Origin of the sequence: Dongia sp. (assembly GCF_041905885.1) — a bacterium.
Classification (GTDB): domain Bacteria; phylum Pseudomonadota; class Alphaproteobacteria; order Dongiales; family Dongiaceae; genus Dongia.
In genome coordinates, this window is record NZ_JAYRKD010000012.1 from 106,604 (window position 1) to 126,777 (window position 20,174).

Annotated in this window: 23 protein-coding genes; 19 read left to right on the top strand and 4 right to left on the bottom strand. The window is 65.4% G+C overall.

Translation table 11 applies throughout. The features are described from left to right. The first annotated feature begins 151 nt into the window (after positions 1 to 151). The 11 genes from ACH2CY_RS14230 (at position 152) to thiL (ending at position 9,786) form a co-directional block, all read left to right on the top strand. A complete protein-coding gene (locus tag ACH2CY_RS14230; RefSeq protein ID WP_395019933.1) occupies positions 152 to 1,285 on the top strand; it encodes a branched-chain amino acid ABC transporter substrate-binding protein in 1,134 nt (377 codons plus the stop codon). A 148-nt stretch (positions 1,286 to 1,433) separates the two neighbouring features. Then, complete coding sequence (locus ACH2CY_RS14235; RefSeq protein WP_395019934.1) at positions 1,434 to 2,573, top strand: branched-chain amino acid ABC transporter substrate-binding protein; 1,140 nt, start codon at positions 1,434 to 1,436, stop codon at positions 2,571 to 2,573. A 189-nt stretch (positions 2,574 to 2,762) separates the two neighbouring features. Then, positions 2,763 to 3,203 (top strand): ribose 5-phosphate isomerase B, encoded by a 441-nt coding sequence (rpiB, locus tag ACH2CY_RS14240; protein ID WP_395019935.1) that lies wholly within the window; start codon positions 2,763 to 2,765, stop codon positions 3,201 to 3,203. 54 nt (positions 3,204 to 3,257) lie between these two features. Then, positions 3,258 to 4,526, top strand: a complete 1,269-nt coding sequence (gene glyA / locus ACH2CY_RS14245; RefSeq protein WP_395019980.1) for a serine hydroxymethyltransferase — start codon at positions 3,258 to 3,260, stop codon at positions 4,524 to 4,526. A gap of 41 nt (positions 4,527 to 4,567) precedes the next feature. After that, positions 4,568 to 5,026, top strand: coding sequence for a transcriptional regulator NrdR (nrdR, locus tag ACH2CY_RS14250; protein ID WP_395019936.1), 459 nt, complete (start codon positions 4,568 to 4,570; stop codon positions 5,024 to 5,026). A 19-nt stretch (positions 5,027 to 5,045) separates the two neighbouring features. Beyond that, on the top strand, positions 5,046 to 6,131 hold the full coding sequence (gene ribD, locus ACH2CY_RS14255) for a bifunctional diaminohydroxyphosphoribosylaminopyrimidine deaminase/5-amino-6-(5-phosphoribosylamino)uracil reductase RibD (protein ID WP_395019937.1): 1,086 nt from the start codon (positions 5,046 to 5,048) through the stop codon (positions 6,129 to 6,131). Positions 6,132 to 6,148: 17 nt separating this feature from the next. Next, positions 6,149 to 6,754, top strand: a complete 606-nt coding sequence (locus ACH2CY_RS14260) for a riboflavin synthase (protein ID WP_395019938.1) — start codon at positions 6,149 to 6,151, stop codon at positions 6,752 to 6,754. Beyond that, on the top strand, positions 6,751 to 7,869 hold the full coding sequence (ribB, locus tag ACH2CY_RS14265) for a 3,4-dihydroxy-2-butanone-4-phosphate synthase (RefSeq protein WP_395019939.1): 1,119 nt from the start codon (positions 6,751 to 6,753) through the stop codon (positions 7,867 to 7,869). The genes ACH2CY_RS14260 and ribB overlap by 4 nt, the downstream gene beginning before the upstream one ends. A 9-nt stretch (positions 7,870 to 7,878) precedes the next feature. Then, entirely contained in the window at positions 7,879 to 8,343 is a 465-nt protein-coding gene (locus ACH2CY_RS14270) for a 6,7-dimethyl-8-ribityllumazine synthase (RefSeq protein ID WP_395019940.1), read from the top strand. After that, complete coding sequence (gene nusB / locus ACH2CY_RS14275; protein WP_395019941.1) at positions 8,340 to 8,843, top strand: transcription antitermination factor NusB; 504 nt, start codon at positions 8,340 to 8,342, stop codon at positions 8,841 to 8,843. The genes ACH2CY_RS14270 and nusB overlap by 4 nt, the downstream gene beginning before the upstream one ends. After that, positions 8,815 to 9,786, top strand: a complete 972-nt coding sequence (thiL, locus tag ACH2CY_RS14280; RefSeq protein ID WP_395019942.1) for a thiamine-phosphate kinase — start codon at positions 8,815 to 8,817, stop codon at positions 9,784 to 9,786. Before nusB ends, thiL begins: the two co-directional genes overlap by 29 nt. Here the strand turns inward: thiL and ACH2CY_RS14285 are convergent. Continuing rightward, positions 9,783 to 10,391 (bottom strand): HAD family hydrolase, encoded by a 609-nt coding sequence (locus ACH2CY_RS14285; protein WP_395019943.1) that lies wholly within the window; start codon positions 10,389 to 10,391, stop codon positions 9,783 to 9,785. The two genes, thiL and ACH2CY_RS14285, sit on opposite strands and share 4 nt — an antisense overlap. A 108-nt stretch (positions 10,392 to 10,499) precedes the next feature. Here ACH2CY_RS14285 and ACH2CY_RS14290 point away from each other — a divergent pair, with 108 nt between their 5' ends. The 5 genes from ACH2CY_RS14290 to ACH2CY_RS14310 all read left to right on the top strand — a co-directional run bounded on the left by ACH2CY_RS14290 (position 10,500) and on the right by ACH2CY_RS14310 (position 14,558). Further along, positions 10,500 to 10,958 carry a hypothetical protein gene (locus tag ACH2CY_RS14290; protein WP_395019944.1) on the top strand — a complete coding sequence of 153 codons (459 nt, stop codon included), beginning with the start codon at positions 10,500 to 10,502 and terminating at the stop codon, positions 10,956 to 10,958. Continuing rightward, positions 10,955 to 11,581, top strand: coding sequence for an MFS transporter (locus ACH2CY_RS14295; RefSeq protein WP_395019945.1), 627 nt, complete (start codon positions 10,955 to 10,957; stop codon positions 11,579 to 11,581). Before ACH2CY_RS14290 ends, ACH2CY_RS14295 begins: the two co-directional genes overlap by 4 nt. Beyond that, positions 11,544 to 12,182 carry a methyltransferase domain-containing protein gene (locus ACH2CY_RS14300; RefSeq protein ID WP_395019981.1) on the top strand — a complete coding sequence of 213 codons (639 nt, stop codon included), beginning with the start codon at positions 11,544 to 11,546 and terminating at the stop codon, positions 12,180 to 12,182. The genes ACH2CY_RS14295 and ACH2CY_RS14300 overlap by 38 nt, the downstream gene beginning before the upstream one ends. A gap of 72 nt (positions 12,183 to 12,254) precedes the next feature. After that, positions 12,255 to 13,871, top strand: coding sequence for an AMP-binding protein (locus ACH2CY_RS14305; RefSeq protein WP_395019946.1), 1,617 nt, complete (start codon positions 12,255 to 12,257; stop codon positions 13,869 to 13,871). A gap of 87 nt (positions 13,872 to 13,958) precedes the next feature. Further along, positions 13,959 to 14,558, top strand: coding sequence for a LysE family translocator (locus ACH2CY_RS14310; protein ID WP_395019948.1), 600 nt, complete (start codon positions 13,959 to 13,961; stop codon positions 14,556 to 14,558). Here ACH2CY_RS14310 and ACH2CY_RS14315 read toward each other — a convergent pair. Next, the gene (locus tag ACH2CY_RS14315; protein WP_395019949.1) at positions 14,555 to 14,905 is read right to left on the bottom strand and encodes a GFA family protein; all 351 of its coding nucleotides are present in this window, start codon (positions 14,903 to 14,905) and stop codon (positions 14,555 to 14,557) included. The two genes, ACH2CY_RS14310 and ACH2CY_RS14315, sit on opposite strands and share 4 nt — an antisense overlap. A 151-nt stretch (positions 14,906 to 15,056) precedes the next feature. Here ACH2CY_RS14315 and ACH2CY_RS14320 point away from each other — a divergent pair, with 151 nt between their 5' ends. Further along, positions 15,057 to 17,147 carry a sodium-translocating pyrophosphatase gene (locus ACH2CY_RS14320; RefSeq protein WP_395019982.1) on the top strand — a complete coding sequence of 697 codons (2,091 nt, stop codon included), beginning with the start codon at positions 15,057 to 15,059 and terminating at the stop codon, positions 17,145 to 17,147. Positions 17,148 to 17,410: 263 nt separating this feature from the next. Here ACH2CY_RS14320 and ACH2CY_RS14325 read toward each other — a convergent pair whose 3' ends face one another. Together ACH2CY_RS14325 and ACH2CY_RS14330 are read right to left on the bottom strand one after the other, a co-directional pair. After that, positions 17,411 to 17,872, bottom strand: a complete 462-nt coding sequence (locus tag ACH2CY_RS14325; RefSeq protein WP_395019950.1) for a DUF3237 domain-containing protein — start codon at positions 17,870 to 17,872, stop codon at positions 17,411 to 17,413. A gap of 335 nt (positions 17,873 to 18,207) precedes the next feature. Next, positions 18,208 to 18,696 (bottom strand): outer membrane protein assembly factor BamE, encoded by a 489-nt coding sequence (locus tag ACH2CY_RS14330; protein WP_395019951.1) that lies wholly within the window; start codon positions 18,694 to 18,696, stop codon positions 18,208 to 18,210. A gap of 208 nt (positions 18,697 to 18,904) precedes the next feature. Here ACH2CY_RS14330 and ACH2CY_RS14335 point away from each other — a divergent pair, with 208 nt between their 5' ends. Beyond that, positions 18,905 to 19,489, top strand: a complete 585-nt coding sequence (locus ACH2CY_RS14335; RefSeq protein ID WP_395019952.1) for a ubiquinol-cytochrome C chaperone family protein — start codon at positions 18,905 to 18,907, stop codon at positions 19,487 to 19,489. A 23-nt stretch (positions 19,490 to 19,512) separates the two neighbouring features. Further along, entirely contained in the window at positions 19,513 to 20,058 is a 546-nt protein-coding gene (locus ACH2CY_RS14340) for a YceD family protein (protein WP_395019953.1), read from the top strand. The last annotated feature ends 116 nt before the right edge of the window (positions 20,059 to 20,174 follow it).

Here is a 20,174-nt window from a genome sequence, read left to right on the forward strand (position 1 = left end):
GCAATTGTAAGTGATTGGAGCGTTTCGGCGACCGGGGTGCGCGACCGGCTGCCGCTAGCGGGTTGACCCGCGACACTGGGTGCGCAAGATTGGATACAAGTCCGATTGCACAAAGCGATTGGACGCAACGAACAACGGGAAGAGGCTACCAATGTACAAGAAGCTCATTACCACGACGGCCATGGCTGCTGCCTTGGCGTTGGGGGCGTTCGTGACCAGCCATGACGCGCAGGCTGACATCACCATCGCGGTCGCTGGTCCGATGACGGGCGATCTCGCCGCGTTCGGCGAGCAGCTGCGTCGTGGCTCCGAGATGGCGGTGAAGGACATCAACGCTGCCGGCGGCGTCAACGGCGAGCAGCTGAAACTCGAGATCGGCGACGACCAGTGCGATCCGAAGCAGGCCCGCCAGGTCGCCAACGACCTCGCAGCGAAGGGCGTGGTCTTCGTGGCCGGCCACTTCTGCTCCGGCTCGTCGATCCCGGCCTCGGAAGTCTACATCGAGGAAGGCATCCTGCAGATGACGCCGGCCTCGACCAACCCGGCCTTCACCGACGATCCGGCGAAGAAGGGCGTGAAGACCATCTTCCGCGCTTGCGGCCGTGACGACGCGCAGGGCGTGTTCGCCGGTCCGTGGCTGGCGAAGACCTATCCGGGCAAGAATGTCGCCATCCTTGATGACAAGTCGGCCTATGGCCAGGGCCTCGCCAACGAGACCCAGAAGAACTTCGAAGGCGCCGGCGGCAAGACGGCTCTGCGCGAGACCTACACGCAGAAGGAAAAGGACTTCTCGGCCCTCATCTCCAAGATGAAGGAAGCGAAGATCGACGTCGTCTACATCGGCGGCTACCACAATGACGTGGGCCTGATGGTTCGTCAGGCGCGTGAGCAGGGCTTCAACGCGGCCTTCGTTTCGGCCGACGCTCTGAACACCGCGGAGTTCTGGTCGATCTCCGGTCCGGCCGGCGAAGGCCTGCGCTACAGCGACGGCGCTTCGGCGGTGAACCTCGACTCCGCGAAGGCGGTGGTCGAGAAGTTCCGCGCCGAGAAGTACGAGCCGGAAGGCTACACCCTCAACAGCTACGCGGCGATCCAGGCTTGGGCCGCCGCCGCCAATGAGGCGAAGAGCACCGATGCCGAGAAGGTCGCGGCGGTTCTCCGCGCCCATCCCCAGAAGACCGCGATCGGCGAGCTCACCTGGGACGCCAAGGGCGACCTGACCAAGGTCAACTACGCCTGGTACGTCTATCACGACGGCAAGGCCATCCAGGAGCCGCTGAACTAAAACGTCGGCTTCCGCAAGGAGGCTGAACGGAAGGCCCGGGCGCAAGCCCGGGCCTTTTCTTTGTGCCGGCAGCGCGTCACAGGAGCGCATCATTGTGCTGCAACCGGCGGCTGATTAGGATTTCCAGAGGCAAGAGGAGTCGCCGCGCATGATCGCCAATCTCCGAGCGCTGGTTTTGGCCGGCCTCGTCGCTGCACTGCTCTCCGCTTGCGCCGCCGGACCGAAGGCGCCGCCCGCCAATCCGAACGAGATCACCATCGCCGCCGCCGGGCCGATGACCGGCGATCTCGCGGTTTTCGGCGAGCAGCTGCGGCGTGGCGCCGAGGCGGCGGTCGCTGAGATCAACGACAAGGGCGGGGTGCTCGGGAAGAAGCTGCGCCTGGTGCTGGGCGACGATCAGTGCGATCCACGCAAGGCGGTCGGGGTCGCGAACGACCTGATCGAGCAGGGCGCGGTCTTCGTCGACGGGCATTTCTGCTCCGGTTCATCGATCCCGGCCTCGTCTGTCTATGCCGAGGCCGGCGTGCTGCAGATGACCCCGGCCTCGACCAATCCGGCGCTGACCGACGAGGCAGCTGCCAAGGGCATCGGCACGGTGATGCGGGTCGCCAACCGCGACGACCAGCAGGGCATCTTCGCCGGCGATTGGATCGCCAAGCATTACGCCCGAAAGAATGTCGCGGTGATCGACGACGGCTCGCCCTACGGGCGCGGGCTGGCGGACATGGCGTTCGAATACATGACCAAGGGCGGGCTGGTGCCGCAGATGCGCACCGCTTACCGGCACAGCGACCAGGATTTCGTCCAATTGATCGACACCCTGATCGTCGGCAAGGTCGATGTCGTCTATGTCGGCGGCTACCACGACGACGAAGCCCGGATCCTGCGCCAGGCGCATGAGAAAGGCCTGAAGGCGGAGTGGATCTCCGGCGACGCGCTGAACACGTCGGAGTTTCCCGAGCTCGCCGGCCCGGCGGCCGATGGCGTGCGCTTTTCCGATATGCCTTCGGCAATCGACCTGCCTTCGGCGCGCGAGGCTGTCGCCCGGTTCCGGAAGGCGGGCTACGAGCCGGAAGGCTATACCTTGAACGCCTATGCCGCGGTCCAGGCCTTCGCCGCCGCGGCCACCGCGACCGGGTCGACCGATGGCAAGGTAATGGCGGCCTGGCTGCGGAAGAACACGGTGCCGACGGTGATCGGCGACCTTTCCTGGGATGCGAAGGGCGACATCACCCGGCAGCGCTTTGGCTGGTTCATCTGGAGCGGCGGCACCTTCCGGGCGGAGTGAAATCAACGCAATTCCCGCCGGTTAACGCCCGGCGCGGATCCGCCATAAGACCGAGCCTCATCCCTTAGTTTGTGGTTGTTGCCGGCCCGGCGCCGGAGATATGGTATGCCCCTTCCGGGTTCTGGCCCTCCAGGCCCGGGGCATACGGGGCAGCCCCAGGCCCCGATCAACCCAGGCGGCCGGGCGGAAATGACGGGAAACCGGGAAACCATCGCGATTGCCAGCGACCATGCTGGTTTCGAGCTCAAGGAGGCCCTGAAAGGCGCCCTGGAAGAGCTCGGGTTTTCGCCGCTGGACCTCGGAACCCAGGGTTCCGCCTCCGTCGATTACCCCGACTTTGCCGGGAAACTCGCCAGCGCGCTGGCCGAGGACAGGGCGAAGCGGGGCGTGCTGGTCTGCGGCACCGGGATAGGGATCTCGATCGCCGCCAACCGGCACCGCCACATCCGCGCCGGCGTCGTCCATGACGCCACCACGGCGCGGCTGACCCGCCTCCACAACAATGCCAACGTGCTCTGCCTGGGCGCCAGGATCATCGGGCTCGATGTCGCAAAAGACTGTTTGCGGGTGTTTTTGGAGACAGACTTCGAAGGTGGGCGCCACCAAAACCGTGTCGCGAAACTGGGGTGACAAGCCGCGCGCTTGTCGCAATACGAGGATAGACCGATGAACGCCTACAAGCCGATGCCCGGATTCTTCACCGCCTCGCTCAAGGATCAGGATCCCGATCTCTTCAAGTCGATCGGCGAGGAGTTGCACCGCCAGCAGGACCAGATCGAGCTGATCGCGTCCGAGAACGTCGTCTCCCGCGCTGTCTTGGAGGCGCAGGGCTCGGTGCTGACCAACAAATACGCCGAGGGCTATCCCGGCCGGCGTTACTACGGCGGCTGCGAATACGTGGACATCGCCGAGGCGCTGGCGATCGAACGCGCCAAGAAGCTGTTCAACTGCAACTTCGCCAATGTGCAGCCGCATTCCGGCGCGCAGGCGAACCAGGGCGTGTTCATGGCGCTCTTGCAGCCGGGCGACACCTTCATGGGCCTCAATCTCGCGGCCGGCGGTCACCTGACCCACGGCTCGCCCGCCAACCAGTCGGGCAAGTGGTTCAAGCCGGTGCCCTACACCGTCAACCAGGAGACCCTGACCATCGACATGGACGAGGTCGAGAAGCTGGCGCATGAGACCAAGCCGAAGCTGATCCTGGCCGGCGGCTCCGCCTACCCGCGCTTTTGGGACTTTGCACGCTTCCGCAAGATCGCGGATGCGGTCGGCGCCATCTTCTTCGTCGACATGGCGCATTTCGCCGGCCTGGTGGCCGCGGGCGTCCATCCGAGCCCGTTCCCGCATGCCCATGTCGCGACCACGACCACGCACAAGACTTTGCGCGGTCCGCGCGGCGGCATGATCCTTTCCATGGATGAAGAGCTCGGCAAGAAGATCAACTCGGCGATCTTCCCGGGCCTGCAGGGCGGTCCGCTGATGCATGTGATCGCCGCGAAAGCCGTGGCCTTCGGCGAGGCGCTGAAGCCGGAGTTCAAGGTCTATTCGCAGCAGGTCATCGACAACGCAAAGGTTCTCGCCAAGACGCTGATCGACGGTGGCTTCGCGATCACCACGGGCGGCACCGACAACCATCTGATGCTGGTCGATCTGCGGCCGAAGAAGCTGAACGGCAAGATCTCCGAGGCGAGCCTCGAGCATGCCGGCATGACCTGCAACAAGAACGGCATTCCGTTCGACACCGAGAAGCCGACCATCACCTCGGGCATCCGTCTCGGCACGCCGGCCGCGACCACCCGCGGCTTCGGCACCGCGGAGTTCCGCCAAGTCGGCGAGATGATCGTGAAGGTGCTGGATGCTCTGGCGAAGAATCCGCAGAACAACGGCGCCGTCGAGCAGGAAGTCCGCAAGGAAGTGAGTGCGCTCTGCAAGCGCTTCCCGATCTACAGCTAGGGGCGAATACGGGGACCAAGGTTTAAAGTTGAGGGGAGACGATGCGTTGTCCGTTCTGCGGTAACGAGGATACCCAGGTCAAGGATTCACGGCCGACCGACGACAACGCCGCGATCCGCCGGCGCCGCCAATGCACCAATTGCGGCGCGCGCTTCACCACCTTCGAGCGCGTGCAGCTGCGCGAGCTCACGGTGGTGAAGAGCAACGGCCAGCGCGAGCCCTTCGAGCGCGAGAAGCTGATGCGCTCGATGCAGATCTCGCTCAGGAAGCGCCCGGTGGACAGCGAGCGGCTGGACCGGGTCGTGAACGGGATCGTGCGGCGCCTGGAAAGCTCCGGCGAGAACGAGATCCAGAGCAACGCGATCGGCGAGGCGGTGATGGACGCGCTCTCCAATCTCGACAAGGTCGCCTTCGTCCGCTACGCCTCGGTCTATCGGAACTTCCGCGAGGCGAAGGACTTCGAGGCCTTCGTCGACAAGCTTGGCGACGGCAACGACTAAAGCTCTCGACATCGAGCATATGCGCCACGCACTCCTCCTGGCGGAGCGCGGGCTGGGGCGCGTGGCGCCCAATCCCGCCGTCGGGTGCGTCGTCACCGACGTGGCGGGATCTGTCGTCGGCCGCGGCTGGACCCAGCCCGGCGGTCGGCCCCATGCCGAAACCGAGGCCCTGCGCATGGCGGGCGAGAAGGCGCGCGGCGGCACTGCCTATGTCACGCTGGAGCCTTGCTCGCATCACGGCAAGACAGCGCCTTGCGCCGATGCCCTGGTCGAGGCCGGTATCAACCGCTGCGTCGTGGCACTCAAGGATTCCTACCCGGAGGTGAACGGCCGCGGCATCCGGCGCCTGCACGATGCCGGGATCGAAGTCGAGGTCGGTCTGCTCGGCAGCGAGGCGGAGGAGGCGAATCTCGGCTTCCTCACCAAGGTCCGCGAGCACCGGCCGATGGTGACCTTGAAGATCGCCTCCAGTCTCGACGGCCGGATTGCGACCAGGAGCGGCGACAGCAAATGGATCACCGGCGCGCTCGCCCGCGCCCATGGTCACAAGCTGCGCGCGACCCATGACGCGATCCTGGTCGGCAGCGGCACGGTGCTGGCCGACGATCCCGAGCTGACCTGCCGCTTGCCGGGGTTGGAGGATCGATCGCCGGTGCGCGTGGTGCTCGACGGCCGCCTGCGCACGCCGCTGACCAGCAAGCTGGTCGCCAGTGCGGGCGAGGTGCGCACCGTCCTCATCACCAACCGTGGCCAGGACAAGAAGAAGCGGCAACCTTATGCGGACGCTGGCGTCGAGGCGCATGCCGTGATCGGCGACGAACAGGGCCACCCGCATCCGCCTTACGTCATGGCTGCCCTGGGCGAGCTTGGGCTCACCCGGGTGCTGATTGAGGGCGGGGCTGCCGTGGCCGCTGCCTATCTCAAGGCCGGCCTGGTGGACCGGATCCACTGGTTCCGGGCGCCCGGGGTGATCGGCGGGGATGGGCTGGCGTCGATCGCTGAAATCGGCTTGGATAGCCCTGAGCACATGAACCGGTTCGAACGCACGGCGCTCTTCGCCGCCGGTGCCGACACGGTTGAAATCTACCGGAAGAAATCCTCTTAAATATCTGAATAAAAAGCATGTTTACGGGAATCGTGACGGACCTGGGCACGGTGCGGCGGATCACGCCGGGACCGGTGACCCGCCTCGAGATCGAGACCGCCCTTCCGGTGGCCGAGATCGCGCTGGGCGCCTCGGTCTGCTGCAATGGCTGCTGCCTCTCGGTGGTCGAGAAGGGGCCGAACTGGATGGCTTTCGAGGTCAGCCAGGAGACCCTCTCGGTGACGACGCTGGGCAGCTGGCGGGTCGGCACCCGGGTGAACCTGGAGCGCGCCCTGAAAGTGGGCGACGAATTGGGCGGCCATCTGGTCAGCGGCCATGTGGACGGCGTCGGCAGGATTGCCGAGATGCGCCCGGACGGCGGCAGCATCCGCATCACCTTCGAGGGGCCGAAGCCGCTGATGCGCTTCATCGCCTCCAAGGGCTCGATTGCGGTGGACGGCATTTCTCTCACCGTCAACGAGGTCACCGACAGCAGCTTCGGTGTCAATATTATCCCGATAACACAAGAGGTTACCAATCTCGGCGCGGCCAAGGCGGGCTCTGCCGTGAACCTGGAAATCGACCAGGTGGCGCGATATGTTGCGCGCCTTCTCGGGAAGGATTCCCAAGGGACCGACAAGTGAGTTTCGAACAGTTCAAATCGACGACGGCCGAGCTCATAGAAGAGGCCAAGCAGGGACGCATGTTCGTGCTGGTCGATGATGAGGACCGTGAGAACGAGGGCGACCTGGTCATCCCGGCGCAAATGGCGACGCCGGAGACGATCAACTTCATGGCCAAGCACGGCCGCGGCCTGATCTGCCTCGCCATGGAGCGGGGCCGGGTCGAGCAGCTCGGCCTGCCGCTGATGTCCTTGCGCAACGGCACGCGGCATCAGACCGCCTTCACCATCTCGATCGAAGCGCGCGATGGAATCTCCACCGGCATCTCGGCCTTCGACCGCGCCCGCACCATCCAGGTCGCAATCGATCCTGCGAAGGGTGCGAGCGATATCGTGACCCCCGGCCATGTCTTCCCGCTGGTCGCCCGCGACGGCGGCGTGCTGGTTCGCACCGGCCATACCGAGGCCGCGGTCGATGTGGCGCGTCTCGCCGGCCTCACGCCCGCGGGAGTCATCTGCGAAGTCCTGAACGAGGACGGCTCGATGGCGCGGCGCGACGACCTGGTGCAGTTCGCGCAGTTCCATGGGTTGAAGATCGGCACCATCGCCGATCTGATCGCCTATCGCCGCCGCTATGACCGGATCGTCGAGCGCACCCTCGAGACCACCTTCGAGAGCCGCTTCGGCGGTTCCTTCAAGCTCTACGTCTACACCAACACCGTGGCGCATGCGGAACACGTGGCGCTGGTGAAGGGCGACCTCCACACCCAGGACCCGGTGCTGGTCCGCATGCATGCGGTCAGCATCCTCGACGACGTGCTGGGCGATGCGCGTTCCGGCCGTGGCGGCGAGCTTGCCGCGGCGATGCGCGAGATCGAGCGCAAGGGCAGGGGTGTCATCGTCCTGATCCGCGAGCCGCTGGCGACCTCGCTCTCGGATGCGGTCAGGAGCCGCTCCGGCGATGCGCCGAAAGGCAAGGCGGAGCTCCGCGATTACGGGGTCGGCGCGCAGATTCTATTGGATCTCGGCGTGCGCAGCATGATTTTGCTTTCCAACCACAAGAAGACGATTGTCGGCCTGGAGGGCTATGGCCTCACGGTCGAAGGCCAGCAGGCCATACCATTGGACATCTCCTAAGAGGAATTCGTGGCTGCCAAGAAACCGCATATCATGGTCGTCGAGGCCCGGTTCTATACCGAGATCTCCGACGCGTTGTTCGAGGGCGCGGAACGCGCGCTGAAGAAGGGCGGGGCGACGCTGGAGCGCTTCCAGGTCCCGGGCGCGCTGGAGATCCCCGGTGCCATCCGCCTCGCCATCGAGGCCCAGCAGCAGAAGACGCTGAAGAAACCATTCGACGGATACCTGGCCTTGGGCTGCGTCATCCGCGGCGAGACCACGCATTACGAGACGGTCTGCAACGAGAGCGCCCGCGGGCTGATGGAGCTCGGCGTTCACTACGCCGCCTGCATCGGCAACGGCATCCTGACCGTCGAGAACGACGACCAGGCCTGGACCCGCGCCCGCATGACCGAGAAGGACAAGGGCGGCGGTGCGGCCGAGGCCGTGCTCGCCATGATCGCCATCCGTAAGAAGCTCGGGCTGCCGGCGTGAACGCGAAACCGAAGGGCAAGTCGATGGAGCGCCGCGCGGCGCGGCTCGCCGCGGTGCAGGCGCTCTATCAGTGGGAACAGAGCGGCGCGGCCGCGGACACCATCATCAAGGAATTCGCCGAGCACCGGATCGGCAAGAACGTGGACGGCATCGACCTGCCCAGCGCCGACATTCGCCTGTTCGGCAACCTGGTGCGCGGCGCCATCGCCACCGCCGACGATCTGGATTCGATGATCGCCGGCGTGCTCAGCGAGGACTGGAGCATCGACCGGCTGGAATCGATCCTGCGCGCGGTGTTGCGCGGCGGCGCCTATGAGCTGGCGCACCGCACCGACATCCCGCCCAAGGTCGCGATCAGCGAATATCTGGCGGTGGCCGACGCCTTCCTCGGCGACAAGGAAACCTCGCTCGCCAACGGCGTGCTGGACCGTCTCGCCCATCTGCTGCGGCCGGCGGAGATGGAGCAGGGGCGTGGGAAACCGAGCGCCGCTCCCCGGTGAGTTCGCGCTGATCCGGAAATACTTCGCGCCCTTGGCCGCGGGGTTCTCCGGCGCGCTCGATCTCGAGGACGATGCCTGCACCTACGCGCCGCCGGCCGGCCATGACCTGGTCCTGACCGCCGACGCCTTGGTCGAGGACCGGCATTATCTGCGATCCGATCCCGCGGACCTGGTCGCGCGCAAGATGCTGCGCGTCAATCTCTCCGATCTGGCGGCGAAGGGCGCCAAGCCGGTCGGCTACCTGATGACCACCGCGCTCGGCCCCGATATCGACGAGGCCTGGATCGCGAAGTTCAGCGCGGGCCTCGCGGCAGACCAGCAGGAATACGGCCTCTCGCTGATGGGCGGCGACACGGTCGCGACGCCCGGCCCGACCACGCTGTCTCTAACGGCGCTGGGCATCGTGCCGTCGGGCCGCGCGCTGCGCCGCCGCGGCGCCAGGCCGGGCGACCGGCTCTTCGTCAGCGGCACCATCGGCGACGGCATTCTCGGGCTGAAGGTCTTGAAGGGCCAGCTCTTCGATCTCGGTGCTTCGCACCGCGACGCGTTGGCCGATCGCTATCATCTGCCGCAGCCGCGGCTTTCACTGGGCGCAGCACTCCTCGCCGGCGGCCGGGTGACGGCCGCCATGGATGTCTCCGACGGCCTGGTCGCCGATGCCGGGCATATCTCAGAGTCGTCGCATTGCGGACTGATCATCCACGCCGACCGCGTGCCGCTTTCGGCGGGCGCTGAGGAAGCCTTGGCGGGCGATCTCGACCTGCTGCCGGTGCTGCTCTCGGGCGGCGACGATTACGAGCTGCTGTTCACCGCCGGCGCGGGATTCGCCGCGCCCGATTCCGTCACCGAGATCGGCGAAGTCATCACCGGCAGCGGGGTCAGGGTGCTGGACCGCGACGGCGCGGAGATCTCCATGCGCAGCGCCGGCTGGCAGCATTTCTAGACCGGCAGCCCCATCTCCCGCAGCGCTGCCGTCGCGCTGCCGTCGTTCTTGAACAGCACCGCCCGGATGCCGAGCGCCTTGGCGGCAGCGATGTTGGCCTCGTTGTCATCGATGAAGGCACACCTATCGGCGGGCTTGCCGATGACACCGAGGAGGTGATGGAAGATCTCCGGCTCTGGCTTGGCCATCTTCAGGTCGCCGGAGACGGCCGTGTATTTCATGTGGTCGAGGAAGGGCATCGCGTGCCGGCTGGCATGATAGGTCTCCGACGACCAGTTGGTGAGGCCGTAGCAGGGGAAGGCCGCTTCGTGGAGCCGATCGAGGATCGCGTTGCCCTCGGCGACCGGTCCGGTCAGCATCTCGGCGAAGCGGTCGCGATAGGCGCGGATATGATCGGCCCGATCCGGGTGCAGCGCGATTCGCTCGGCGATCGCCTCGTCCCAGGAGCGGCCGGCGTCCTGCAGCCAGTTCCAGGGGCCATTGCAGATCTCGCTCAGGAAGTGCGTCCGCTCGGCTTCGTCCGGGATCAGATAGCGGTAGAGATGATGCGGGTCCCAGCCGATCAGCACATTGCCGAAATCGAAGATCATCGCCTCGATGTTCAAGACCAACCTCCACTGTTTCTCTCAGCCGCTGGCGTCGTATAGACTGCCGTCCCGCTTGACAAGTGACAGTCTGAGTCGGCGGGCAGGGGAGTCTAGAACCACAGGCCCATGAAGAAGCTGCTGATCATCCTGATCGTCGTTCTGCTGCTCGGCGGCGGCGGCTTTGCCGCATGGTGGTTCTATCTGCGCGCCGATCCCAACGCGCCGCCGCCTCCGCCCCCGCCGCCGCAATACTCGCAGCTCACCATCCCGGAACGGGCCGAGGATGCGCTGGTCATCAATATCGTCAAGAACGGCAAGATCGAGAAGCATACTTTTTTCCGCTTCACCTTGATCTTCGATGCGCCGGACAAGCGCGAGAAGGCGAGCAAGCTGATGCCGGCCCTGATCAACGATTTCAATCAGGAGCTCCATGGGCTGATGGCTCGCAAGCTGGTTCAGGAGATCCAGAACAATTCGGAACGGATAAACCTGATCGAGCAGCAACTGCAAAAGGTCTGTGACCGTCGTCTCGGGCCCGGCATTGTCTCCGAGGTGTCGGTCTCCAACATGGAAGACGCCGAGTGAGCGAGCCGGCGTTCCGGCATCGCGACGTCATCAGCGCCCATGCCGTGGCGATGTTCTTTCCCTCCTTCTTCACCGGGCATCTGATCCGCTGGGCCGGCGAGCTCAAGGTGATGGCGCTGGGCGCGGTCGCCTATTCGGGGACCATCGCCATCGGCCTGCACGGCGTCACGCTGCCGCATTTCTGGGTCGCGCTGATCCTGCTCGGCCTCGGCTGGAACGGGCTTTACGTTGCCGGCACCAGCCTGCTCACCAAATGCTATCGTCCGAGCGAGGCGCCGAAGGTCCAGGCGCTGAACGATTGCCTGATCTTTACCTCGGTGGCGCTCTGTCCGCTGATTGCCGGCACGATCGAGCATCTGGCCGGCTGGTCCTGGGTGCTGATCTGGGCCGGTGTGCCGGTGGCGATGATCGCCGCCGCTTTGCTCTGGGGCGGGGGAGAAGACCGTGACCGAGGAAGTCCACGAAGAATACGACGACCGCATGCTGAAATTGCTGCAGATCATGTGGGGCGAAGGCTTCCTCTCGCCCGGCGGTCCCGAGGCGGTGCGGGCGATCGTCGAAGGGCTCGATCTCAAGGAGAAGTCGGTGCTGGACATCGGCTGCGGCCTGGGCGGCCTCGATGAAGTGCTGGCCGGCGAGTTCGGCGCCCGCGTGACCGGCGTCGATGTGGCCAGACTGATCGTGGAGATGGGCCAGGCCCGCATCGCGAAGTCGCGTTTCCGGGACCGGATCGAGATCCGCCTGACCGAGCCGGGGCCGCTGCCCTTCGCGGACGCCAGCTTCGACGTTGTCTTCGGCAAGGATGCCTGGCTGCATATTCCCGACAAGGCCGGTTTCTTCGCCGAGGTCTTCCGGGTGCTGAAGCCCGGCGGCATCGTTGCCTGCGGCGACTGGATGAAGTCGCCGGGACCTTACAGCCGCGACATGGAATATTTCTTCAAGATGGAAGGCCTCACCTACCATTTCGTGACCCTGGCCGAATATGGACAGCGCCTGCACGGCGCGGGCTTCGAGGATGTGACGCTGGAAGACATCACCGACCAGAGTCAGGTGATCGCCCGCGAGGAACTGGCCCGGATGAAGGGCGCGCTTTATCCCGTTCTGACCGACGCGCTGGGACCGGATTCGCGCGACTTCTTCATCGAGGACTGGCGCTCACTGACCGTCGTCCTGGACAAGGGCGAGCTGCGCCCGGCGCGGATGCGGGCGAGAAAACCTCGCTGACACGGCGCTTTCTTCCGGCGCAGCGGCCGCGCTAACATCGCGCCCAAGAAATCTGGGAGGCAAAGCGGTCCTATGGAGAAATACACCACCGGGCTCGAGCAGCGTCCGGCCAATTACGAGCCGCTGACGCCGATCAGCTTCCTCGAACGCTCGGCGCTGGTCTATCCAAAGGGCCGCGCCATCATCGACGGCGAGCGCGTCATCACCTATGGCGAAATGTTCGCCCGCTGCCGCCAGGCCGCGGATGCCTTGCGCAAGGCCGGGGTGGGGGATCTGGACACCGTCTCGGTCTTCGCGCCGAACAGCGTCGCCATGCTGGAGATGCATTTCGCCGCCCCGATGGCGGGCGCGGTCCTGAACGCGATCAATTTCCGCCTCGACGCGCCGACGGTGGCCTTCATCCTGGATCATGCCGAGACCAAGGTCTTTCTGTTCGACGCCGAGCTGGCGCCGGTCGCGCGCGCGGCACTGGCCCAGATGAAGCGCAAGCTCACCGTGGTGGAGATCGCGGCGCCCAAGCATGCCGCGAGCGGCGATTACGTCGAATACGAAGCCTTCATCAGCGCCGGCGACAGGCAAGGCCGCATCGACTGGCCCAAGGACGAATGGCGCGCGATCTCGCTCAACTACACCTCGGGCACCACCGGCAATCCCAAGGGCGTGGTCTGCCATCATCGCGGCGCCTACCTGAATGCGCTGGGGCAGGGGCTCGCCGGCAGGCTCGGCCCCGACAGCGTCTACCTCTGGACCCTGCCGATGTTCCATTGCAACGGCTGGACCTATACCTGGGGCGTCACCGCGGTCGGCGGCACCCATGTCGTGCAGCGCGCGATCGTGCCGGCGGAGATCTTCGACAAGATCGAGCGGCATGGCGTCACCAATCTCTGCGGCGCGCCGACCGTGCTCGGCATGCTGGCCTTCGCGCCGGGCAGCGAGACCCGCAGGCTGAAGCACAAGGTCCGGATCATGACCGGCGGCGCCGCGCCCACCAGCACCGTGATCGGCGCCATGGAGAAGATGGGCTTCGAGGTGATCCACGCCTACGGCCTGACCGAGACCTATGGCCCGGCGAGCTTGTGCGAGATCCAGCCCGACTGGCACGACCTCGAGCTCAGCGAGAAGGCGAAGCTGATCGCGCGCCAGGGCGTGCGCTATGTGACATCCGCCGGCCTCACCGTGATCGATCCCGAGACCGGCAATGAGCTTCCCGCCGACGGCCAGTCGATGGGCGAGATCGCGATCCGCGGCAACACGGTGATGATGGGCTACCTGAAGAACCCCGAAGCCTCGAAGGCCGTCTTCAAGGGCGGCTGGTTCCGCTCCGGCGACCTTGGTGTCATGCATCCGGACGGCTACGCCGAGGTGAAGGACCGTTCCAAGGACATCATCATCTCCGGCGGCGAGAACATCTCCTCGCTCGAGGTCGAGGAGATCATGTCGCGGCACCCCGCCGTGCGCGAGGTTGCCGTGGTCGCCAAACCCGACAGCCATTGGGGCGAGACGCCTTGCGCCTATGTAGCGCTGAAGGACGGCGTCGAAGCACCCAGCGCCGAGGATCTCAAAGCCTGGTGCAAGGACCACATGGCCGGCTTCAAGCGCCCGCATTTCATCGTCTTCGGCGAGCTCCCGAAGACCGTTACCGGCAAGGTGCAGAAATACGTGCTCCGGGAGAAGGCGAAGGAGATTTGAGCGCGCTGTGGCAGTGCATTTCAGCTTGCCGCAAGCAGAATTACAAACATCCAAGCAATTTCTGCAGCACCTCCGCATGATCCGACCATGGACCACGACGCCCTCATCGCCTTGATCCTCGCCGGCCTGGTGCTCGCCGGCAGCCCGGGTCCGAACACGATGAGTCTTGCCGCCGCAGGTGCCGCCTTCGGGGCGCGGCGGTCGGTGCCGTTCATGAGCGGCCTTGCCTTCGGCATGCTGGGGGTGATGGCACTGGTCGCGAGCGGCGTCGTGGCCATGCTGCTGGCGGTCCCCGGCATCGCGCCGGTCGCGACCGTCGCGGCGCTGCTCTACTTCGTCTATCTCGCCTGGAAGATCGCAACGGCGCCGCCGCTGGCCGATGGCGCGACCGACCGCCGCGTGCCGTCCATCGCCGACGGCCTGCTGCAGTCCTTCGTCAACCCGAAAGGCTATGCGGCGATGCTGGCCCTGTTCGCCAGCCACACACTGATCGCCGACCGGCTGCTGGCCGATGCGGTGCTGAAGATCGCCGTGGCCTTCGTCATCATCCTCCTGGTCAACGCGGTCTGGCTGGTGGTCGGCGCCGGCCTGGCGCGCTTCTTCCGCAGCCCGCGCGCCAACCGGATCATCAACATCGGCTTCGCGATCCTGCTGCTGGCTTCCGCGGCACTCCTGATCCCGCACTAATCCAGCCGGCTGCCGAACACCTTCTTCACCGAGATGGCATCCAGATCGACGCCTTCCAGGCAGCGGACGTTGATGCTCCATTGCTCCGGTGCCGTCCGCGGGCGGCGGAACGGCAGGATGCCGCAGGTCGGGCAGAAGTAGTCTTTCGCCGTCCGGGTGTGGAACTGATAGAGCGTCAGGTCTTCGAGCGGGGTCAGCGGCCGGAACTGGTCCTCATGCACGCGGTGGAGCAGGGCGCCGCGTTTCCGGCAGATCGAGCAGTCGCAGACCCGGACATGATCGAGATCGGCCTCGACCTCGAATCGGACCCGGCCGCAGTGACAGGAACCCTGGTAGGTCTGGCGCATGCTGCGGATGCTAGCCCGAGCCCACCCCGCATTGCATCCTTCCAATGATTTCAATATCCTCCGCCGACTTTGCAGTGCGGGGGTGACGCGAGTCATCGCACGGCAATCAAAGAAAAATGATGTTTTTCAAAGGGATGGAATGATGGATCCGATGTTGTACTGGCTGGTGATTGCAGCCGGAGTCCTGGCCCTGATCTATGGGTTCTGGGCGACCCGTTCGGTTCTGGCGGCTTCCGCCGGAAACGCCCGGATGCAGGAGATTGCCGCGGCGGTCCAGGAAGGCGCCAAGGCCTATCTCAACAAGCAGTACACCACGATCGGCATCGTCGGCGTCATCGTCGCCGTCATCCTGGCCGTAGCACTTTCCAAGCTCTCGGCCTTGGGCTTCATCATCGGCGCCATCCTCTCCGGCCTCACCGGCTATATCGGCATGAACGTCTCGGTCCGCGCCAACGTGCGCACCGCGGAAGCCGCGCGCCAGGGCATGGCCCCGGCGCTGGCGATCGCCGCCAAGGCCGGCGGCATCACCGGCCTGCTGGTGGTCGGCCTCGGCCTGTTGGGCGTTGCCGGCTATTATGTCTTCCTGCGCGGGCAGGGCACCGAGATGCGCCCGATGCTGGAAGCGCTGGTCGGCCTCTCCTTCGGCGCCTCGCTGATCTCGATCTTCGCGCGCCTGGGCGGCGGCATCTTCACCAAGGGTGCGGATGTCGGCGCCGATCTGGTCGGCAAGGTCGAAGCCGGCATTCCGGAAGATGATCCGCGCAACCCGGCGGTGATCGCCGACAATGTCGGCGACAATGTCGGCGACTGCGCCGGCATGGCGGCCGATCTCTTCGAGACCTTCGCTGTCACCGTGGTCGCGACCATGCTTTTGGGCTCGATCTTCTTCGCCGACCCGATGGCGCAGGAGCAGCTGATGCTGTACCCGCTGCTGGTCTGCGGCGTCGGCGTGGTCAGCTCCGTGGTCGGAATGTTCTTCATCCGCCTGGGCGCCAGCCAGAACATCATGGGCGCGCTCTACAAAGGCCTGATCGGCGCCGGCATCATCTCGATCATCCTGATCGCCGCCTTCACCCATTTCGTGCTCGGCTTCAGCTCGACCTTCGTGGGAACCGCTATCAGCGTCACCGGTGCCAACCTGTTCTGGTGCGCCGTCGTCGGCCTGGTGGTGACCGGCCTCCTGGTCGTGATCACCGAATACTACACCTCGACCTCCTATCGCCCGGTGCGCAGCGTCGCCCAGGCTTCGACCACCGGCCACGGCACCAACATCATCCAGGGCCTCGCGGTTTCGATGGAAGCGACCGCCTTGCCGGTGATCGTGATCTGCGCCGCGATCATCGTCGCCTACAACATGGCCGGCCTCTACGGCATCGCCATCGCCGCCACCAGCATGCTGTCGCTGGCCGGCATCGTGGTCGCCCTCGACGCCTACGGACCGGTGACCGACAACGCCGGCGGCATTGCGGAAATGTCCGGCCTGCCGCCGGAAGTCCGCAAGGTGACCGACGCGCTCGACGCCGTCGGCAACACCACCAAGGCGGTGACCAAGGGTTATGCGATCGGCTCGGCCGCATTGGCGGCACTCGTGCTGTTCGCGGCCTATACCGAGGACCTGAAGCATTACTTCCCGGACCTCGCCAGCACGATCACCTTCCAGCTCAACAATCCCTACGTGGTCATCGGCCTGTTCATCGGCGGCGCCTTGCCGTTCCTGTTCGGCGCCATGGGCATGATGGCGGTCGGCCGCGCGGCCGGCTCGGTGGTCGTCGAAGTCCGCCGTCAGTTCAAGGAGATCAAGGGCATCATGGAAGGCACCGCGAAGCCGGAATACGGCCGCGCCGTCGCCATGCTGACCCAGGCGGCGATCAAGGAGATGATCGTCCCGTCCTTGCTCCCGGTGCTGGCGCCGATCGTGCTCTACTTCGTGGTCTATCTCGCCGCCGGCCAGGCCGAGGCCTTCATCGCCGTCGGCGCGATGCTGCTCGGCACGATCGTGACCGGTCTCTTCGTCGCCATCCAGATGACCTCGGGCGGCGGCGCTTGGGACAACGCCAAGAAGTACATCGAGGACGGCCATCACGGCGGCAAGGGCTCCGACGCCCATAAGGCCGCGGTGACCGGCGACACCGTCGGCGATCCCTACAAGGACACCGCGGGCCCGGCCGTCAACCCGATGATCAAGATCACCAACATCGTGGCGCTGCTGCTCCTGGCGGCGCTGGCGAACCTGGCGTCCTGATCACCATTCGATGGACCAAAGAGAAACCCCGGCGGAGCGATCCCGGGCCATTCTCCCGGAGTGTTGAAACATGCACTCCGGGAGAAGTTATCTGCGTTCAAGCGCGGCGAACGCCGTCGACGCTCAATCGACGGCCTGCGCAAGGCCGGCTCGCCGGGGTGAATCGAAGATCGAGAGCCTCGGATCCGACAGCGGCGTTGCGCACGACGATTGCGGCCCGCTGATTGCGATCGTGTGAAGATCGTAGTGTCAAAAGCTTGCGATCATAGAACCTCGAAGACGTCATACCCTGGCCCGACGGAGGTCCTCCAGCCGGTGGCGACGATAACCAGCGTGTTGAGGCGCGCCAGGTTGGGCGATGCGGTCTCGAAGGAGCCTGACACGCGGTAATAGTAGCTGTCGGCATCGACGGCCTCTCCGCGCGAGACCTTCGCGAGAACTTCAGCTGTGCCACTGCGAAATCCTTGGTAGGCCATGGCCAGCAAGTCGCCCGCTTCGGTGCGTAGTGGCACGCGCACGTTGATGCGGAACCAGCAACCAGCCGCATCCTCCGTGATCCAGTCGGTGCCGCCGGGCAGCACGATCCCGGACAACTGCGGCCCCTCGAAGGTACCGCCTGCAATGGGCGCGACTCGACGTTTGCCGAATGGCGTAGAACCCATGACATGATGGGCACCTACCTCCAGAGAAAGTCGAAACAGGAACTGCGTGCGGATCTCAGCCATAGACCATCCTCAATTTGGAGCAGCACCATTCTGCCGGGGTATTCTGGTAACCACGCGTTCATGAGGCGAAGCCGGGTCGCTGTTAGGATACCTGAATCTGAGCGCCATGGATTTTGAGCAAATCGGGTTGGGACGTCGAGCCTCTTTGACTATTCCGTCACAAGCTTGAGATCGGTGCGGCCACGACAAAATGGCCATCCTTATCGGACCTTAGTTGACGACCTGGATGTTGCGGAACGGCGCGTTCAACACGCCGGGAGAATGGCCCGGGAGCGATCCGCCGGGGTTTTTGTTTGAGGCCGCCAGAGGCCGAGCAGAAGAGAACGACTGCCGCCTTAGTACGGCCGGCTCTTCTTGTCGGGATTGTTGAAGCGGCCGAGGTTGCCGAGCACCTGCTGCACGATCGTGAGATTGTTGCCGTGGGTCGGGGTGACGCGGTCGACCATTGCCACCATGCGGCCATCCTCGAGACCGTAGACCTTCAGGTCCTGCACGATGTTCTGGGCGTCGAAGCTGATCGCCAGCACTTCCTGGTCGACCACTTCGGGATCGAGGAAGGCGGTTTGCTCGGTGCGGCGCGAGATGTAGTACCAGGTGCGGTCCGCAAAGGCGGAGACGGCGGAAGGGGACCCCAGCAGCTGGTTCACGCGGTTCTTGTCATCGACGCCGGGGTTGATCTGCACCACTTGGTCGACATCGGGGACGTTGCCTTCCTGCTGGATGGTCGGCGAGCAGGCCCCAAGGACCAATGGGAGACCTGCCAGGGACCCGGCGAGCCAGAGGCTCGAGCAGAGTGCGGTCGCGGTCTTGCGCAGCTTGGTCATGGCGGCCCCGATTCTCCTCCGGCATCCTCCGCGCCCCGGCTGCCGGATGTTGCGAATCATGGCACCCGGCGCCTAGGCTCGGCGTTGTAGCAGCCGGCGGGGCGAAGATTGCACCCACCCCCCACGCTGTCAAGAATCGGGCGCGCCCGGGATCGGCGCGTTAAGGGGCGGAGCTGAAAAGGAAATCCGGCCAAGTGGACAACCATCCGTGAGCGTACTCGGCAAGCTGATCGATCGCGTCCTGAGCGGGCCGGACCGCCGCGAGGTGATCGCACAACGGCTTTACGCGGCGCTGACCGCCCAGGCCCGGCGCCCGGACTTCTACATCGCCTGCGGCGTGCCCGACAGCATCGACGGCCGGTTCGAGATGGTGGCGCTGCACGCCTTCCTGCTGTTCCGGCGGCTCAAGAATCATGGCGACAAGGCCGGCGCCGTGGCCCAGGCGGTCTACGACGTCATGTTCGCCGATTTCGACGCCTCGGTGCGTGAGATGGGCGCCCAGGATCTCGGTGTCGGCCGGCGCATCAAGTTCATGACCGAGGCGATGAACGGCCGGTTCCAGGCCTATGAGGCGGGCCTCGCGCATCTGCAATCCCAGGGCGGCCAGACCGAGCTGGAGCTCGCGCTGAAGCGCAATCTCTACGGCACCACCGAGCCGGTCGACGAATGCCTGAAGAAGATGACCGACTACATGAAGCGCGCCGATGCCGAGCTCGCGGCTCTGCCGATCGACCAGCTGATGCGCGGTGTCCTGCATTTCCCGGCCCTCGAGCCGGACCGGCTGGATTACTAGCGCAGGACGACTAGATTAGGGGCATGCCCCGCCAGCACTCCGACTCCCAGGAATTCTCCCGCTTCGTCGAGGCCGACAGCGTCGGCACGCATCGGATGGAGCGCAAGATCAGCGCCAACAAGGAGGAGCGCGCGGCCTTGGCCCAGCGCTTCGGCCTGATCGGCATCGAGCGGCTGGAGGCCCAATTCTCGCTGAAGCGGGCGGGTGGGGGCGTCATCCACATCTCCGGCGAGATCGAGGCCGAGGTGACTCAGGCTTGCGTGGTGACCCTGGCGCCGGTCCCGGCCAAGGTCCGGGAGGCCTTCTCGGCCGACTTCGCCGACGAGGATGACCGGCGGCGGCCTTCGGAAACCGACCTCGATTTCGACGCCGAAGACCCCCCGGAACCGATCCGGAACGGGCATATCGACCTCGGGGAACTGGCCGCGGAGCACCTGTCCTTGGCCCTGGATCCCTATCCCCGGGCGCCCGGAGCCACGATTCCCGCGGAGTTCAGCCCCGACCCGGACGCGGAGGCGGTGCCGGAGCGCCCCGTTAACCCATTCTCAATATTGAAGAAATCAAACTAGCCCCGGAGCAACCGTCAAATCGGCGAGCGCGTGATTAACTTGCCACCGCGTCGGTTTTTGGCTAAGAACCCGCCATTCGGTGGCAGCATTGGGCTGCCTTTTCTTTTGTGCGAGCA

What these genes read in the sequence shown, in the direction of transcription:
- ACH2CY_RS14230 (WP_395019933.1), top strand. Translation starts at nt 152, where the DNA reads ATGTACAAGAAGCTCATTACCACGACGGCCATGGCTGCTGCCTTGGCG.
- ACH2CY_RS14235 (WP_395019934.1), top strand. Translation starts at nt 1,434, where the DNA reads ATGATCGCCAATCTCCGAGCGCTGGTTTTGGCCGGCCTCGTCGCTGCA.
- rpiB (WP_395019935.1), top strand. Translation starts at nt 2,763, where the DNA reads ATGACGGGAAACCGGGAAACCATCGCGATTGCCAGCGACCATGCTGGT.
- glyA (WP_395019980.1), top strand. Translation starts at nt 3,258, where the DNA reads ATGCCCGGATTCTTCACCGCCTCGCTCAAGGATCAGGATCCCGATCTC.
- nrdR (WP_395019936.1), top strand. Translation starts at nt 4,568, where the DNA reads ATGCGTTGTCCGTTCTGCGGTAACGAGGATACCCAGGTCAAGGATTCA.
- ribD (WP_395019937.1), top strand. Translation starts at nt 5,046, where the DNA reads ATGCGCCACGCACTCCTCCTGGCGGAGCGCGGGCTGGGGCGCGTGGCG.
- ACH2CY_RS14260 (WP_395019938.1), top strand. Translation starts at nt 6,149, where the DNA reads ATGTTTACGGGAATCGTGACGGACCTGGGCACGGTGCGGCGGATCACG.
- ACH2CY_RS14290 (WP_395019944.1), top strand. Translation starts at nt 10,500, where the DNA reads ATGAAGAAGCTGCTGATCATCCTGATCGTCGTTCTGCTGCTCGGCGGC.
- ACH2CY_RS14305 (WP_395019946.1), top strand. Translation starts at nt 12,255, where the DNA reads ATGGAGAAATACACCACCGGGCTCGAGCAGCGTCCGGCCAATTACGAG.
- ACH2CY_RS14310 (WP_395019948.1), top strand. Translation starts at nt 13,959, where the DNA reads ATGGACCACGACGCCCTCATCGCCTTGATCCTCGCCGGCCTGGTGCTC.
- ACH2CY_RS14315 (WP_395019949.1), bottom strand. Translation starts at nt 14,905, where the DNA reads ATGCGCCAGACCTACCAGGGTTCCTGTCACTGCGGCCGGGTCCGATTC.
- ACH2CY_RS14320 (WP_395019982.1), top strand. Translation starts at nt 15,057, where the DNA reads ATGTTGTACTGGCTGGTGATTGCAGCCGGAGTCCTGGCCCTGATCTAT.
- ACH2CY_RS14325 (WP_395019950.1), bottom strand. Translation starts at nt 17,872, where the DNA reads ATGGCTGAGATCCGCACGCAGTTCCTGTTTCGACTTTCTCTGGAGGTA.
- ACH2CY_RS14330 (WP_395019951.1), bottom strand. Translation starts at nt 18,696, where the DNA reads ATGACCAAGCTGCGCAAGACCGCGACCGCACTCTGCTCGAGCCTCTGG.
- ACH2CY_RS14340 (WP_395019953.1), top strand. Translation starts at nt 19,513, where the DNA reads ATGCCCCGCCAGCACTCCGACTCCCAGGAATTCTCCCGCTTCGTCGAG.